Below are 16,236 nucleotides of genomic sequence, written 5' to 3'. Positions count from 1 at the left end.
CCGCAAACTCGCATCGGGCGCGCTATTGTACAGCGTCGGTCGGATCGGCCGCCGCATGGCGGGCAGATGAGCGGCGCCGGGGCCGCCGGGCGGGCGGCGCTACGAGGCGACCGGCGGCACGCGCTTCGCCTTGAGGCTCGCGAGCCCGATGCCGGTGATCACGCAGGCGAGCGCGATGCCGTGCGCGAGCGTGGGCCGCTCGCCGAGAAACACGATGCCGTAGAGCGCCGCCGCCACCGGCAGCACCGCGCTGAAGACGCCCGCGAGACTGCCGGGCACGTGGCGGATGCCTTTCATCCAGAGCCAGAACGAGAAGATGCTGGCCGACAGCCCGTACCACAGCACCAGCATCCAGATGCTCGCCGGCACCGCGCGATAGTCGAAATGCGCGAACGTGCCGATGCCGAGCGGCAGCATCAGCAGCAGGCCGAACAGGTGGGTGTAGGCGCAGATGTCGAGCGGCGCGAGCGTTTGCGTGAGACGGCGCGACAGGATGATATAGACCGATTCGCAGCACACCGCGCCGAGCACCATCAGGTTGCCCGCGAACGAACCCGGGCTGCCCGCGCCCTTGTCGGCGTGCGCGAGATTGATCACGACGACGCCGGCGATCGCCAGCGCGATCGACGCGAGCGCGCGGCCATTGGGCCGCTCCTTGAGAATCAGCCACGACAGCAGCGCGACGACCGCCGGAATCGTGCTCGTAATGACCCCGGCCGCGACCGCGCTCGTGCGCGCGACGCCGTTGAGCATCAGCAGCGTAAACCCGAAGGTGCCGAACAGTGCCTGCAAAAACAGGTTGATCCATTCATCGCGCTTGACGCGGCGCAGTTTGGCGACGCGCAGCAGCGGCCCCAGCACGGCCATTGCGATGACGAAACGCAGCAGCGCGAACAGGGGAACAGGGACGAAGGCGACGATCGATTTGCCGATACCGACATTGCTGCCGACGAGCAGCATCGAGGTAATGAGAAGCAGGGCGTAGCGATTCAAGCTGGAATCCGGGCGGCTAGTTCAGTTAGCATTGTAAGAGACCGTGCGAGCGAGCGTAAAGGGAAGGACGGGCAACCACGAGCAACTGCGGCGGGGCGCTGCGGCGGCGTGGCGGGTGCCCGGCCAAAGCGTTGCATGCCTGCGGGGCCGCGGTATGCGGCGTGCTCGTCGCATACCGCACTCGATGCGCTAACGCAGCATGCCGCGTCCGGCGTCTAAGGGTTTTCGCCTGTGTGCCGAAGCCGCGCGCGTAAGTGGCCGGTAAGTTGCAGCGCTTATGTTTGAACATCAGCGTTCAGGCGCAACGGCCGGCCTGCATGGCGCGCATGAATGCTGCGTTGCCGCACGGGTACGCGGGACGGCATCGCAGCATGGCATCGCAGCACACGGTCGTTCGTTGCGGCTTCAACAGGATAGGGCGCGCCTGCGCGCCGGTCAGGGTTTTACGTTTATTTTCACCAAGGGGCTGTCGATGTCTGCGATTGAATCGGTTCTTCAGGAAAGCCGCGTTTTTCCGCCCTCAGCCGAAACGGCGAAGGGCGCCACGATCTCCGGCATGGATGCGTACCGGGCGCTCGCCGCCGAAGCGGAGCGCGATTACGAAGGCTTCTGGGGGCGTCTCGCGAAGGAGACGCTGAGCTGGCACAAGCCGTTCACGAAGGTGCTCGACGAATCGAAGGCACCGTTCTACGCGTGGTTCGAAGACGGCCAGCTGAACGCGTCGTACAACAGCCTCGACCGTCACGTCGAGGCCGGCCATGGCGAGCGCGTCGCGATCGTGTTCGAGGCCGACGACGGCACCGTCACCAACGTCACCTATCGGGACCTGCTGCAACGCGTATCGCGCTTTGCGAATGCGCTGAAAAAACGCGGCGTGAAGAAAGGCGATCCGGTCGTCATCTATATGCCGATGTCGATCGAGGGCATCGTCGCGATGCAGGCCTGCGCGCGCATCGGCGCGACGCACTCGGTGGTGTTCGGCGGCTTCTCGTCGAAGTCGCTCAACGAACGGCTCGTCGATGTCGGCGCCGTCGCGCTCATCACGTCCGACGAACAGATGCGCGGCGGCAAGGCCTTGCCGCTCAAGAACATCGCCGACGAAGCGCTCGCGCTCGGCGGCTGCGAGAAGGTCACGAGCGTGATCGTGTACAGGCGCACCGGCGGCAAGGTCGCATGGAACGAAGGGCGCGACCTGTGGATGCACGAACTTGCGCAGGCCGAGTCGGATCAGTGCGCGCCCGAGTGGGTCGACGCCGAGCATCCGCTCTTCATTCTCTATACGTCGGGCTCGACCGGCAAGCCGAAGGGCGTGCAGCACAGCACCGGCGGCTATCTGCTGTGGGCCGCGCAGACGCTGAAGTGGACCTTCGACTGGAAGCCGTCCGACGTGTTCTGGTGTACCGCCGACATCGGCTGGATCACGGGCCATAGCTACATCACGTACGGACCGCTCACGCTCGGCGGCACCCAGGTCGTGTTCGAAGGCGTGCCGACGTATCCGGACGCCGGTCGTTTCTGGCAGATGATCGCGAAGCACAAGGTCACGCTGTTCTATACGGCGCCGACCGCGATCCGTTCGCTCATCAAGTTCTCCGAGGCCGATGCGAAAGTGCATCCGAAGAGCCACGACCTGTCGACCTTGCGCATCATCGGCACGGTCGGCGAGCCGATCAATCCGGAAGCGTGGGTGTGGTACTACGAGAACGTCGGCGGTGGCCGCTGCCCGATCGTCGATACGTGGTGGCAGACCGAGACCGGCGGCCACATGATTACGCCGCTGCCGGGCGCGACGCCGCTCGTGCCGGGTTCGTGCACGCTGCCGCTGCCGGGCATCATGGCGGCGGTCGTCGACGAAACCGGCCAGGACGTGCCGAACGGGCAGGGCGGCATTCTGGTCGTGAAGCGTCCGTGGCCCTCGATGCTGCGCAACGTGTGGGGCGACCCGGACCGCTACAAGAAGAGCTATTTCCCCGAGGAACTCGGCGGCAAGCTCTACCTCGCCGGCGACGGCGCGGTGCGCGACAAGGAAACCGGCTACTTCACGATCATGGGCCGCATCGACGACGTGCTGAACGTGTCGGGCCACCGGCTCGGCACGATGGAGATCGAGTCGGCGCTCGTGTCGAATCCGCTCGTCGCCGAGGCTGCCGTGGTGGGGCGTCCCGATGCGACGACCGGCGAAGCGGTGTGCGCGTTCGTCGTGCTGAAGGGCGCGCGTCCGCAAGGCGAAGAGGCCACGAAGCTCGCCAACGAACTGCGCAACTGGGTCGGCAAGGAGATCGGTCCGATCGCGAAACCGAAGGACATCCGCTTCGGCGAGAACCTGCCGAAGACGCGTTCGGGCAAGATCATGCGCCGTCTGCTGCGCTCGCTCGCGAAGGGCGAGGCGATCACGCAGGACGTGTCGACGCTCGAGAATCCGGCGATTCTCGATCAGCTCGGCGAGTCGCTTTGACGCGGCGTTGAGGATGTCATGAGCGGGGCTGTGCAAGCGGGCGGCGGCGGTTGTCAGTCTGCCGGTCGATCCGCTTGCGCGTGCGATGCGCGGCCCCGTTCGCTGCTGATTCGGATAACCGGGGTCAAGCGAGCGGGATCGAACCAACCCGCTTGACCGGCATCCTCGCGCGGACAATCCCGATTGCCTCGCCGATACCTTTTTGATACATAGGCGCATGGCCGCGCCGCACCGTCCCTCTCACGCCACGCTGAACCCCGCGCCCGAACCGCCACCGGTCTCGGCGGCGATGGCGCTCGCGCATCGCAAGTACTGGCGTTTCAATCTCGCGCTGATCGCCGCGCTGATGACGCTCGGCTTCATCGTGTCGTTCGTCGTGCCGCTGCTCGCGCCCGCGCTCGAACAGGTGCGCGTCGAGGGCTTCAGGCTGCCGTTCTATTTCGGCGCGCAGGGCGCGATCCTGATCTACCTTGCGCTGATCGTCGTGTACATCGTGCTGATGCAGCGCGCCGATCGCCAGTTGCAGCGCGCGTTCGAAGCGGATGCGACGCAGCGTGCCGCCGCCGATTCCACCGCGAACACCACGGCGGGCGCGGGCGCGCCGGCCGCGCGCGGACGCTGAGCCAATGAATCTCACGCATCGACTGATCCGCTCGTACGCGTTCTATACGCTCGGCTTCCTGCTGTTCGTCTACGTGATGTGGCGCATCGAGCGCCGCACGGGGCCCGGCGTGTGGATCGGCTATGTGTTCCTGTTCGTGCCGATCGCGGTGTATGCGGTGATCGGCGTGCTGTCGCGCACGTCCGATCTGGTCGAATACTACGTGGCGGGGCGGCGCGTGCCGTCGGCGTTCAACGGCATGGCGACCGCGGCCGACTGGCTCTCGGCCGCGTCGTTCATCGGCCTCGCCGGCTCGATCTACGCGACCGGCTACGACGGCCTCGCGTATCTGATGGGCTGGACCGGCGGCTACTGCCTCGTCGCGTTCCTGCTCGCGCCGTATGTGCGCAAGCTCGCGCGCTACACGATTCCCGATTTTCTCGGCACGCGCTTTTCGAGCAACGCGGTGCGCGGCCTCGCGGCGCTCGCCGCGATCCTGTGCTCGTTCGTTTATCTGGTCGCGCAGATTCAGGGCGTGGGTTTGATCGCGACGCGCTTTATCGGCGTCGATTTCGCGGTCGGCATTTTCTGCGGACTCGCGGGCATTCTCGTGTGCTCGTTTCTCGGCGGCATGCGCGCGGTCACGTGGACCCAGGTCGCGCAGTACATCATCCTGATCGCGGCGATCCTGATCCCGGTATCGATGATCGCGCACAAGGACGGCCTCGGCTGGGTGCCGCAAGTCAGCTACGGACGCTTGATGGAGCGCATGGAAGGGCTCGAGAAACAGGTGCGCGACGCGCCGCTCGAACAGCGCGTGCGCGACGACTATCGACGCCGCGCCGCGTTGATGCAACTGCGGCTCGATATGCTGCCGCAATCGTTCGTCGACGGGAAGCAGCGGCTCACGCAGGAAGTCGCGGATCTCCGCCGCCACAATGGTCCGCTGCGCGAGATCAAGGAGCGCGAGCGTGCGCTCGAACAGTTTCCGCGCGATGCCGCGGCCGCGCAGATCGTCTGGACCCAGCAACGCGACGACATGCTGATGCGCGCGGCCGCGCCGGTGCCGATGCACGAACCGTTTCCCGCTGTCGGCGACGAAGACCGCGGCACGCATGTGCGTAATTTTCTGTCGCTGCTGCTGTGTCTGTCGCTCGGCACGGCGAGTCTGCCGCATATTCTCACGCGCTACAACACGACGACATCGGTTGCGTCGGCGCGCCGCTCGGTCGGCTGGACGCTTTTTTTCGTGGCGCTGTTCTATCTGACCGTGCCGGTACTGGCCGTGCTGATCAAGTACGAGATTCTGACCAGTCTCATCGGCCATCACTTCGCCGATCTGCCGCAATGGCTTACGCAATGGCGCAAGGTCGAGCCGAGCCTGATCAGCCTCGCCGATACGAACGGCGATGGCATCGTGCGCTGGAGCGAGATTCAGATGCAGCCGGACATGGTCGTGCTGGCGGCGCCCGAGATCGCGGGGTTGCCGTATGTGATGTCGGGCTTGATCGCGGCGGGGGCGCTGGCGGCGGCGCTGTCGACCGCCGACGGTTTGCTGCTGACGATCGCGAACGCGCTGTCGCACGACGTGTACTACCACATGGTCGATCCGAATGCGTCGAGCCAGCGGCGCGTGACGATCTCGAAGATTCTGCTGCTCGGGGTGGCGCTGTTTGCGTCGTACGTGGCGTCGTTGAATACGGGGAACATCCTGTTCCTGGTCGGCGCGGCGTTTTCGCTGGCGGCGTCGAGCCTGTTCCCGGTGCTCGTGCTCGGCGTGTTCTGGAAACGCACGACGCGGCTCGGCGCGGTGGCGGGCATGGTGGCGGGGCTCGTCGTGTGCATCTACTACATCGTCTCGACCTACCCGTTCTTCACGCAGATGACGGGCTTCACGGGTGCGCGCTGGCTCGGCATCGAGCCGATCAGCTCGGGTGTGTTCGGCGTGCCGGCGGGGTTTCTGGTGGCGATCGGGGTGAGTCTGATCGATCGCAAAGCGGATGCTTATACGATCGCGCTAGTGGACTATATTCGCCATCCTTAGGCGGTTTGCGAGGACGTGGGGCAGGGGTGTAGCGGAAGGCGTGAAGTTTGCTATAATTCGGCTCCCCGCCGGAGAGATGGATGAGTGGTTTAAGTCGCACGCCTGGAAAGCGTGTATAGGTTAATAGCCTATCGGGGGTTCGAATCCCCCTCTCTCCGCCAGCGTACCCTTATAAATCAAGGCTCTAAAATCACGCTGCGATTTATTCAGCTATTTGGGGCTTGTTTCGGCTCTGAATCGCACGGCAATCGCAGCATGCCCGCTGCAAATTTTTCCACCGCTTTACCTCCTGCATCTGGGTCCGCGCCTGGCATCCAACGTGCGTCAATACGTACCGCGGTGTTCTGATTAGCGTGCCTCATCTGTCGAGCTACCCACATGGGATGCTCTCCCGCTGAAAGCATCATGGACGCGTACGTATGCCGGGTCCGGTATGGCTTCCTGTACCTCACCTTGGCTTGCTTAAGGGCGCGCGTTCACTCAGGATTTCCGCGACAAAGAGCGGTCAAAAGCTTAGCGCCTGGCCTCGCTTGCCGCAGCGAAGTGCGTCATCTGATCGGCATAGGCTTTCCTGAACGCGGGGCGCTCCGTGATTCGAGCCACATAGGATTCCGCCGCCGGTCGATTTCCGAAGGAGCGAACTTTTGCAACGCGGAGAACATCGGCCATCAGCAGGTCCGCGACAGTGAACCGGTCGGCGGCCAGCCATTCTCGCTCCCTGAGGATGCGCTCCATGTGGTCGAGGCGGCTTGCCAGCCAGCCGGTTAGACCGTTGTCCTTAGCGCCGGTCACTTCCAGGAACCACCAGGGAACTGACACCATCTCGATCGAGTTGAGCGCGGCGATCGTCCATTGAAGCGTTTGGGCTTCTCCGACAGGATCGCGTGGCATGAGTTTTTCGCTTTTTCGGGCAAGATGCAGCAGCCCCGCTCCACTCTCAAAGATTTCGATATTGCCATCCGTCAGAAACGGAACCTGCCCGAAAGGCTGACGGTCGAGATGGTTTGTCTCGCGACCCTCGAACGGGATAGAGCACACATCATAGGCAAGGCCTGCTTCCTCCGCAGCCCATCGCAAACGTAGGTCGCGCACAAATCCACGGGGGCCTTCGGGTACCCAATCAAGCGTCCAGATGGTTAATTTCTCGGCCATAGTCATCAGCTCGCGACAGTGCAATCGATGCTCAAATAGAACGGGATTTACGCGTCGCGCAAATCCCGATTAAAGCGACGGTTTTGCGCCTGATTTTTGCTCCGTCGCAGAATAGGGATTGCTGCGACGGATGCCAGTCTGGCATTGAGCCGCTCGGCCTGAGTTTCAAGTCCTACGGGTACCCAGTCACGAGAGGGTTATAGCGTAAACGAATTGCCCACTTTCGTCATTCACGGTCCGCCGGGGCAGAACATCAAAACCCCGTCAATCCAATGATTGACGGGGTTTTTGTTTTTCGGCTCAGCAATCGGTTATCAAACCGTCACCCCTATTCGCGAATGCAGATGCGGGGTCGCTTCGACTCATTGTGCGGATGCGCTTGCCTGCATCTCACGGGTGATGGCGCGACATGCCTTCAGATGGAATTGCCCCCGTCACTCAGGACACTCGAACGCCGTCAGGTCGATGGCACCGCAGCCCCCGCGTTTCTACGCTGAGGAGGATCACTTTGTGACGTACCACAGGGCGCTTGTTCCGGGGGAGGCTGCCGGTGGCTTGGATGCCGGCATATGGCTGGCGTCCGTCCTTTGTGCTGCTTGCGGCGCCGTTTGCTGTGCGCTCACCGGCAAAGCCTGGGGCGTCCCCATGGTGGCCTGCGGCGCAGGCAAAGTCGCGGCAGGTATTGGGGCTGTCTTGGCCGTTGACGACGTGGTGATGTACCAGAGTGCATCCGTCGACGCCCCGGCTGCCCCGCGCGCCGCAGCGGTCTTCGAAGCAGCAACCACGCCGGCTGCCGATGCCGCCAGGGCCTGCGCCTGCGCAGTCGCCGTTCCAGTTGCTGCGCCAACGGCTGTCCGTTGTGCAATAGCTTCGGCTGAGCCGATCTGGAAGATCAGCTTGCGCTCCGGCGACGAAATGATCGCGTAGGGCGGTTGCGCTTCCCAGCGCAGCACGACACGTCCGCGTGGCGTATCCGCGAAGATGGCCGGCACGTGTTTCAGGTCGCCGAACTGGACGTAGACCTTGGTTCCGTCGTCGAAAACCTGCACGGGTTTCGCCGCATCCGCTCCGGTTATGGTCCAGCCGAAGTTATAGGAGCCGGGCGTAGCCGGCGCAACGGCAGACGCCGCCGTTGCCGGAGCCGGTGCGGCTTGCATACCTCGCGGCGCGCTCATCTTGACCTGGTTGACCTCCAGGGGCGCGAAAGGGTTGTACGTTTCGGGCGGAACATAGGACGGCGGAAGAATGGGCATGGGCGAGTCCGGCGAGCTGGCGATGGATTGCGCGGTGGCGTACACCTTGCGGGCATAGGCGAGCCGCTTCTCGGGCGACGATGCGTTATAGGCGCCAATCGCGCTCCACGTCGGGCCGTACTGCCGGATATTCTCCGAGAGTATCCATGCGCCCACATACGCATTCGTACACGGATCGAACAGGCTCTGCTCCGAAATGCCCTCGCGAGCGAGCCGCGGCAGCCACGAGCTGTTGATCTGCATGAGTCCGATATCGAACGTTCCATCGCTGTTGCGGTTAATGACGTGGGTTTGCGTACCCGATTCGACCTGGGCAATGGCACGCATGAGACCCACGTTGACGTGTTGAAACGATGCCGCATCGTCTATGCAGTCGGCATGGGTAATGGCGGGTATCGCATACAACATCGCGATCTGAATCAGACGCGAGCGCAGACATGGGGTGAGAAAGGCAAATTTTCGATGCTGCATGATTTTATTGGCCGGTGCGAGTGGAATAGTTCGCGATATTCGCTGCGTCCATCACGTTCTATTCGCTTGAATTCTTCATCTCGCACCTGATTTCCGCAGTGGGATTTTATCGAAGAATTGAGGCACTGAATCGTGCGAGACAATAGAGATTGTTAAATGGCGGAGTATGTGCCGTGCATATCGGGCGTTGAGTGCTGGACCGGAAGCTATTGATGTGAATGGGGCAATTCATATAGGTCACTGCATTTCTCCGATTCAGGATACGCCATCTGGAATAGTCGGATACCGGTGACAGGCCTCAAAAAGGACGCTTCGATATTCCCGTTTGCACCGGCCGGTTGGACGCGAAATAAATGCCACTTGCATCAACTGGATGTGCCGATGCCGTAACTGTCAAGAATCATCATTGCTCTACAGTCATGCAACACTGGTTTTGATATTATCCCTGCGCGATGAGGCAGGGTTTTTCGCTGCTTTGTCTTATTTGCCGACGGACAGATTATCCGGTCAAATTTTCCTTTTTCATCGAATAAAACACGCGGTGCCGGCCACTTGCAGTTGCAGTGGCCGAATGCGCAATTCAAGCACGAACGGGGTAACGCATGGCTTCCCAGGCACTGGACACGGCGCTGAACACCGGCTACGCGCAAGCCGATCGTCTTGCCAAACTCGACACGCCGGTTGGTAAAGACTGGCTGGTTCCTTTGTATGCCAAGATCAATGCCCGGCTCGGACGCAACTACGAGGTGACCGTCGATGCGGCGTCGACTTACGACACGCAGATCAAGCTCGGTGCGCTGATGCTGCAGGCCGTCACACTCTGGATCAAACAGACGGACGGCAACTATCTGCCGATCCACGGCTACGTTCAGCGAGCGAGAAGAATTGGCAGCGATGGCGGTGTGACGTATTTTCAGCTCCAGTTTTCGTCATGCCTGAGTTTCCTCAAGCTGAGTAGCGACCGGCGCGACTGGCAGGAAGTGCAGGGCCAGCAGGTGCTGTCCGACGTGATTGACAAGCATCCCCAGGCGCAGGGCCATTACACATTTGATCTGCGCTCGCCGATCCGCTCGTATTCGAATCGCGTGCAGTGGGAGACGGACTGGAATTTTGTCCACCGCAGCATGGAAGAGGTCGGTGTGTTTCCGCGCTTCGATTTCGCGAAGGACGGCAAGTCGCACACAGTGGTCATTTCCGACGATCTGTACTTCGCCCCCCCACTGCCGCAGCAGGAGATGAAATTCAGCCGCGCCGGGGCCAACGAAGAATTCGACGGGCTGACGCAACTGAGCGAGCAACAGGAGGCGCAAAGCGCCACGCTCACGACGGCCACCGCCGACTACAAGCGGCCGGACCTGGACAAGCAGGTCAGCACGCCCGCGTTGAACACCGATGAACTGCCGGCGCAGGGCGAGAACTATCTTTATACCGGCTCGCAGAGCTGGGGCGAGCGCGACCTGGGCGACCAGCAGGCGCGCATCCGCACGGAGGAATGGGCGTCGCGTGCGAAGCGTTATTTCGCGGTTGGCAGCCCGCGCTATGCATTGCCCGGATACTGGTTCAAGCTAAGCGGTCATCCCGAATTCGATACCCTGCCCGAGCAGGACCGCGAACTGGCAATCATCGCTAGCGACTGGCTGATTCAGAACAATGTACCTGGCATGGATACGCTCGCACGCTTTCCGAAGAGCCTGCGCGCGGAAGTCGAGCAGGCGAAGAGCGCGGGGAGTGGCACGGGCGTGAGCCATCCGGACGGCAGCGTGGGCTTCATTCAGGTGGAAATCGAGGCGCAGCGCCGTCGCGTGCCATTTCGCAGTCCGTTCGCGCACCGCAAGCCCGAAATGCACGTCCAGACGGGAATTGTCGGTACGGCAGAGAACGAGGAAATCTCTACGGACGACGGCAATCGCGTGAAGGTGTGGATGACGTACAGCCGCAAGGATCGCAACGACAAAGCATCGGCGTGGATACGTGCGGCGATGCCGGATGCGGGCGCGAAACGCGGCGGCTACTTCCCGCTGCGCAAGGGAGATCAGGTACTGATCGCGTTTGTGAACGGGGATTGCGACATGCCCGTGATCATCTCGAGGCTGCACGGCGGCGAGACGATGCCGGTGTGGAATACGAATGGCCTGCTCTCCGGCTTCCGCTCGCGCGAATACGGCGGCGACGGCTTCAATCAACTGGTTCTGGACGACTCCAGCGGGCAGAACCGCGTCCATCTCTATACGACAAGTTACGGCTCACACCTTCACCTGGGTTACCTCATCGACCACTCCGACAACACGCGCGGCGCGTTTCTCGGGCGCGGCTTCGATCTGAAGTCGGGGGCTTACGGTGCGGTGCGGGCCGAGCAGGGTCTGTATGTTTCGACGCAGCCGGCCAGCGCGCAGCCGATGAACGTGACAGCGGCGACGGAACAGCTCGCGGGTGCTGAGGCGGTGCTCGACACCGTGTCGAAGGCGAGCGAGACCAGCCAGGCCGAGAGCCTGCAGGACGGACATGACGCGCTCAAGGCGTTTACCGATGCAACCCAGCAATCGGTTGCTGGCACAACGGCCAACGGCGGACGCACGGCGGGTGGCGGTACGGGCAACGCGAACGGCTTCGCGAAGCCGGTGATGCTGCTGTCGAGTCCGGAAGGGATTGCGATGTCAACCCAACAGTCGGCGCATATCGCCGCGAACAGGCACGTGAATGTGGTTGCGGGCAACAACGTCAACATCGGCGCGGGGAAATCGCTGCTGGCGAGCGTGATGGACAAGATCAGCCTGTTCGCGCAGAACCTTGGGATCAAGATATTTGCGGCCAAGGGGCCGGTTAGTATCCAGGCGCAGAACGGTCCGGTGACGATGGCGGGGCTCGAAGACGTGACGGTTGAAAGCTCGAATGGCCGAGTGGTGATTACGGCGGCCAAGGAAATCTGGCTGGGCGCGGGCGGCTCGTATATCAGCATCAAGTCGGGGCTGATCGAGAACGTGACGTCGGGGCAGATTCTGGAGAAGTGCGCAGACTGGGAAAAGCCGGGCGGTGGGAGCGGGACGGTCCTCAATCCGTTGAAGTCGAGCCCGGTTTCGACAGACGGAGGGCGCGGTTCGCTGTTTTCCGGCTAGGCCAGTAGAGCTCGAGCTTCCCGATGTTTCCCCTACACCTATAGTCCGCGCAGCAGGAACAACAAGAGAGTCTGGACATCATGAGCACGCATCATCCCGCGCATCCTTCGCAGCAGCCCGCTCCGGCGGCGCCCGCCGCATCATCGACTCCTGCTCCGGCCTGCACGCCGCTGAACTGGGCCTTTCCGTTTACACCGGTGGACAGCAAGGCAGATGCTGCCGACCCGATGACGTACATGAAGGCGTTAGCGAAGGCGGAGGATGGCTTCTATCCGCTCGGTGCGAGCGGAATGTGGCATGGTGGGGTGCACTTCGACGAGAACAGTGCCCAGATGCTGAAGCAGGATGAAGGCGTGCGGGCCATTGCAGACGGCGAGGTGGTGGCGTACCGGATGGACAGCAAGTATCCCGAACAGGCTTATCAGGACGGCCGCCACGCTCTCTATTCGACGGGCTTTGTGTTGGTCCGGCACAAGTTGCAGCTACCGCCGGTCCCACCGAAACCGGCCGCTCCCGGTCAGACCGCTGCGGGCTCCGGCGGCGCTTCTAGCTCGCAACCTGTTTCCGCTGCGTCGGGCGCGTCTGGGGCACACCCTGCCTCATCGACGCCTCCTGCGGCGAACACGACCGCATCGCCCAAGCCATCACCAGATGAAACGCTGACATTCTTCAGCCTGTACATGCATCTGACCGACTGGAACAGCTACCAGGCGGCCATGAAGCAGGCTGGGAGTTCAACGGGAGACTCGGCCAAACTGAACATGGAGCCGATGCCGTACTGGGAGGGCGACCGCTATTACCGGGTTGGTGACAAGGCGAAGGACATGCAAGCGGTGCCGAAGCCCAAGGTCCCCCCAGCGCTGCCTACTGGAACGGCCAATTCCGACTCGCTTGGCGAATTCATCGATGCAGGGTTTATTGTGAAGACCGACTTGCCTGCGCCGCAGCCGGTTGACGACACCCCGTCCCCCGCACCTGCGAAGGGTATCCGGATTCGCGATCTGCCGAACGGCAAGATTATCGGCATCCTACCCAAGGGGACGGAGCTGACAGTCTCGGAGGCAGACCCGAAGCATACCGGCTGGTGGAAAATCAGTGCGCTCAAAAGCGGTCAGCCAGTCGGGCCGGTTGTCGGCGAGCAAGTCTCGGGACACGCCCAATGGGGCTGGGTGTATGTGAAGGAGCTCGATCCGGTTGTGAACCCAGCGCCACTCGATACGGTGGTTGTGCTGAAAGAGCCATACAAGATCAAAGCCGGTGAGGTGGTGGGCGAGCCGGGGCACTATCTGCGCTACACGGATGCGAAGCTGCTGCCAGCGAAGCCGACGCGGTCGCTGTTGCATCTCGAAGTGTTCGCGGGACCAGAGCTGACGGCGTTCATCGACAAAAGCCGGGCGCGCGCAAAGGACCTTCCGGCCGCAAAGACATTCCTTGAGATTTCACCGGGTGCGCTGCTCGTCACGAACATCCCCGATCCGGACCAGACGTTGCCGCAAAGTCAGGGCGGCTTGAAGCTGGTACCGGTTGGCAACGCGCAGGGTTCCCGCTGGGTCAAGGTCCAGCCGAAAACGGTAACGGTGCCAGCGCAGAGCGTCCAGAGTAGCCATAACGCCCATGGTGGGCATCAAGCACACCACGCACAAAGTCCGACGTTGACGAACGCGGGTTCTCCGGTATGGGTAGAGGCCAGGCTCGCCAATACGACGACTACTGGGGTGGTGAAGGGATGGACCAAATTCCCGCTGAGCTTCTCCAACGCGAAGGGGCCTGGCGCGGACTTCCGCGACGTTTTCCGGCGTACCGACCTCGACAAGCTCGGTGCGGAAAACGTTGCCGTTGACGAGCAGGGCCATCACTGGTGGAACATCACGATTGGTGCGAAGGACGGATCGACCCGGCAAGGCTGGGTGTGCGAGGATAATCACCCGCTTATGCGGATGTGTGGGCCATGGGACTGGCCAGGTTTTGAGCTGACTGACAACAGCGGCTTCAAGCCGATCGACATGCTCAAGCGGTACATCCATGCGACGGACCAGTACCTGCCCGGCGAGGACAAGTCGGAATTCGAACCCAGTGCGATGAGCGTGAACGCTGGGGACTTGATCGTCAAGCTGGAGAAGGCGATCGATGCGAATCACGACGGCAAGGTGACGGCGCAGGAGCTGAAACACGCGCAGGAAACGCCGTGGATGGCCGAAGCGATCTCGCATCTGGTGGTGCGCAACGAGAGCGAATGGGGAGGTGGACTCGGCAAGTGGGAGGCATTGTCGCCGATGATGAAGAAACTTCTTTGGCTTTGGCAGACCGAGATCGAACGGATCGGCAAGCTGCAGTGGTGGGAGCAGGCAGCGGGTATCGAGGGGTTTCCGAAAGAGCCAACGCCATGGCATTTCCATCCAATCGGATTGGTAGGTAATTTCAGCGCGAGGCCTGTTAATCAGGTTAATGACTTCAATGAAGAAGACGCCCGAGATGCGCTGCGATACATCTTCGACAAGTATGGCAGAACCGTTGCGGAAACTGTTGAGCGCATGTATCGAACAGAGACGCGGCATTTTCAGTCGATACAGTATCGCCGTTGCGGTACGGGTGGCATGGAGGTTCACGGTGATGCACCATATTATGGATGGTCGCCGGATTTCTATTCTGAGTTACCTACAGGGACGTGGAGCGCCTACGAGGGTGCAGGGCTAAGTGGTGTTGGCGGAAACGCTCAGGTTACCGACAGGCCGAAGGTGTTTGTCGTTGTACCTTCGGTTCGAGTCGGCATGGAATTTAAAGCCAAATATATCGTCCATTACAACGGGAATTACGCGAGATGGTTCTCCACTGACGCGCATGCGCAGGAAGTTTACCGACAGACGCTGCAGTCCATTTCACCTCGAATCGTCAATTCGTTTCAATAACTAGTCTATGACCATGAAATTCTATTCGCGTTGGCTGTTCGCACTGGTTGTTTTCATTTTTTCGCAGAGTAGCTACGCCTTGACTGGACCGTGCCAAAGCGAATTAAGGGCGTTAATAGTCCCTGCGCTCCAGCATGTCTTTATGAAAAAAGAAGATATCCATGTCGAAATGGAAGACCATGCCAATGGCGTGTACAGCGTAAGGTTATTTGTGCCAGCTGATAGTCCTGACAATCTCGATAAACGGGTTTCAATTGGCTGGGTCAATCTGGATACGAATACCATGCAAGCACTGGATGTGACGAGAGACCCGGATCACCCTGATGTGTTAAAGGTGGACGGAGGTAGATATAAACGCTTCGTATCGATGTGCATTTCCGATTTTCCGAAGAGTGACCGGAACTGCGAAGAACTCAATGTTTCTGCTTCGAAAAATGGAAGCCAGATTCCCGGGGGTGTGGCTGGGCGGACAGTTGTCGGTAAAGGACGGCTTCAATTTTATTCGGCCCCTGATCTGTCCTGCAAAATGAACGGCGTATTCATTGTCGAGGCTGATTCAGTTGATGCTTATTCAGACTATGGGAAGTTTACCTCGGTTAGTTATCTAAATTCGAAGTCAAAGAAGGTAGTAAATGGCTGGGTTGAATCTGATCGGTTGAAACCCAACGGCTTGGGGATTGCAACCCGGCAACCGTAATATCAATGCGAAGAAGCACTGCTCGATTATGATCAACTTGATTCGCGTCGGCGACGACACCGACCATGGCGGCAAGGTAGAAACCGGCTCAACAAGCATGCGCTTCGAGGGACGCTATGTCGCGCGCAAGGGAGACCGCGTCTCCTGTCCGCAGCATCCCGACGTGTCGCCAAACGTGATCGAGGAAGGCGATCCAACGATGAAGGACAATGGTATTCCGATTGCCCGGCACGGTCACCGGGCAACGTGCGGCTGCCATCTGATATCAAGCCTGATCTGACCGCCTTACAGCAGGTGCAGGCGCCCGGCGCGGAACGGGCAGCGCCGGATCTCCGAGCCGTTCGATTTCGAAAGCACGACGAGTTGCGTAAAGCTGGTCGTTGGCGCGTAGCGTGCAAAATACCGGTCGATGATACCGATGAAGCCCGAGTTCGACATTTCCGGCCGGAATTTGAGGCAATTTCGACCCAGAGCACCTTATAGATCAAACACTTGGCGTCCGTGGTTGTCGATGCGTTGTAGTGACACGAAATTTTCTGTGAGCCCTTGTT

11 protein-coding genes and 1 tRNA gene are annotated in these 16,236 nt (G+C 61.2%); 8 read left to right on the top strand and 4 right to left on the bottom strand.

Translation table 11 applies throughout. The annotated features are described in order from the left end of the window. Positions 1-99: 99 nt before the first annotated feature. Positions 100-993 carry a DMT family transporter gene (locus G3N58_RS31745; protein WP_167040423.1) on the bottom strand — a complete coding sequence of 298 codons (894 nt, stop codon included), beginning with the start codon at positions 991-993 and terminating at the stop codon, positions 100-102. Between the two features lie 472 nt (positions 994-1,465). Between G3N58_RS31745 and acs the strand changes: the two genes are divergently transcribed. From acs to G3N58_RS31725, 4 genes are all read left to right on the top strand, one after another. Beyond that, complete coding sequence (acs, locus tag G3N58_RS31740) at positions 1,466-3,448, top strand: acetate--CoA ligase (RefSeq protein WP_167040421.1); 1,983 nt, start codon at positions 1,466-1,468, stop codon at positions 3,446-3,448. 217 nt (positions 3,449-3,665) lie between these two features. Next, on the top strand, positions 3,666-4,070 hold the full coding sequence (locus G3N58_RS31735) for a DUF4212 domain-containing protein (RefSeq protein ID WP_206001158.1): 405 nt from the start codon (positions 3,666-3,668) through the stop codon (positions 4,068-4,070). Positions 4,071-4,074: 4 nt separating this feature from the next. Continuing rightward, on the top strand, positions 4,075-6,093 hold the full coding sequence (locus tag G3N58_RS31730; protein WP_206001157.1) for a sodium:solute symporter family protein: 2,019 nt from the start codon (positions 4,075-4,077) through the stop codon (positions 6,091-6,093). 70 nt (positions 6,094-6,163) lie between these two features. Further along, a tRNA-Ser gene (locus tag G3N58_RS31725) sits at positions 6,164-6,254 on the top strand. Positions 6,255-6,606: 352 nt separating this feature from the next. Here the strand turns inward: G3N58_RS31725 and G3N58_RS31720 are convergent. Further along, the gene (locus G3N58_RS31720) at positions 6,607-7,245 is read right to left on the bottom strand and encodes a glutathione S-transferase family protein (RefSeq protein WP_206001156.1); all 639 of its coding nucleotides are present in this window, start codon (positions 7,243-7,245) and stop codon (positions 6,607-6,609) included. 503 nt (positions 7,246-7,748) lie between these two features. Then, on the bottom strand, positions 7,749-8,969 hold the full coding sequence (locus G3N58_RS31715) for a transglycosylase SLT domain-containing protein (protein ID WP_206001155.1): 1,221 nt from the start codon (positions 8,967-8,969) through the stop codon (positions 7,749-7,751). Positions 8,970-9,571: 602 nt separating this feature from the next. On the opposite strand from G3N58_RS31715, the gene G3N58_RS31710 reads away from it, so the two are divergent. The 4 genes from G3N58_RS31710 (at position 9,572) to G3N58_RS31695 (ending at position 15,965) form a co-directional block, all read left to right on the top strand. After that, complete coding sequence (locus G3N58_RS31710; RefSeq protein ID WP_206001154.1) at positions 9,572-12,082, top strand: type VI secretion system Vgr family protein; 2,511 nt, start codon at positions 9,572-9,574, stop codon at positions 12,080-12,082. Between the two features lie 80 nt (positions 12,083-12,162). Beyond that, positions 12,163-14,988, top strand: coding sequence for a hypothetical protein (locus G3N58_RS31705; protein WP_241017309.1), 2,826 nt, complete (start codon positions 12,163-12,165; stop codon positions 14,986-14,988). A gap of 142 nt (positions 14,989-15,130) precedes the next feature. Continuing rightward, positions 15,131-15,685 (top strand): hypothetical protein, encoded by a 555-nt coding sequence (locus G3N58_RS31700; RefSeq protein WP_241017308.1) that lies wholly within the window; start codon positions 15,131-15,133, stop codon positions 15,683-15,685. Positions 15,686-15,713: 28 nt separating this feature from the next. After that, positions 15,714-15,965, top strand: a complete 252-nt coding sequence (locus tag G3N58_RS31695; RefSeq protein ID WP_206001159.1) for a PAAR domain-containing protein — start codon at positions 15,714-15,716, stop codon at positions 15,963-15,965. A 5-nt stretch (positions 15,966-15,970) separates the two neighbouring features. On the opposite strand, the gene G3N58_RS31690 is transcribed toward G3N58_RS31695, so the two are convergent. Further along, positions 15,971-16,123: a type VI secretion system baseplate subunit TssF gene (locus tag G3N58_RS31690; protein ID WP_206001153.1), complete on the bottom strand. Its 153-nt coding sequence runs from the start codon at positions 16,121-16,123 to the stop codon at positions 15,971-15,973. Positions 16,124-16,236 lie beyond the last annotated feature (113 nt).

Source organism: Paraburkholderia sp. Ac-20342 (assembly GCF_017104985.1).
In the GTDB taxonomy this organism is placed as follows: domain Bacteria; phylum Pseudomonadota; class Gammaproteobacteria; order Burkholderiales; family Burkholderiaceae; genus Paraburkholderia.
The sequence above is the reverse complement of the archived record's forward strand: the minus strand, read 5'-3'. Positions and strand labels throughout refer to the sequence as shown.

What these genes read in the sequence shown, in the direction of transcription:
- acs (WP_167040421.1), top strand. Translation starts at nt 1,466, where the DNA reads ATGTCTGCGATTGAATCGGTTCTTCAGGAAAGCCGCGTTTTTCCGCCC.
- G3N58_RS31735 (WP_206001158.1), top strand. Translation starts at nt 3,666, where the DNA reads ATGGCCGCGCCGCACCGTCCCTCTCACGCCACGCTGAACCCCGCGCCC.
- G3N58_RS31730 (WP_206001157.1), top strand. Translation starts at nt 4,075, where the DNA reads ATGAATCTCACGCATCGACTGATCCGCTCGTACGCGTTCTATACGCTC.
- G3N58_RS31720 (WP_206001156.1), bottom strand. Translation starts at nt 7,245, where the DNA reads ATGGCCGAGAAATTAACCATCTGGACGCTTGATTGGGTACCCGAAGGC.
- G3N58_RS31715 (WP_206001155.1), bottom strand. Translation starts at nt 8,969, where the DNA reads ATGCAGCATCGAAAATTTGCCTTTCTCACCCCATGTCTGCGCTCGCGT.
- G3N58_RS31710 (WP_206001154.1), top strand. Translation starts at nt 9,572, where the DNA reads ATGGCTTCCCAGGCACTGGACACGGCGCTGAACACCGGCTACGCGCAA.
- G3N58_RS31705 (WP_241017309.1), top strand. Translation starts at nt 12,163, where the DNA reads ATGAGCACGCATCATCCCGCGCATCCTTCGCAGCAGCCCGCTCCGGCG.
- G3N58_RS31700 (WP_241017308.1), top strand. Translation starts at nt 15,131, where the DNA reads ATGAAAAAAGAAGATATCCATGTCGAAATGGAAGACCATGCCAATGGC.
- G3N58_RS31695 (WP_206001159.1), top strand. Translation starts at nt 15,714, where the DNA reads ATGATCAACTTGATTCGCGTCGGCGACGACACCGACCATGGCGGCAAG.
- G3N58_RS31690 (WP_206001153.1), bottom strand. Translation starts at nt 16,123, where the DNA reads ATGTCGAACTCGGGCTTCATCGGTATCATCGACCGGTATTTTGCACGC.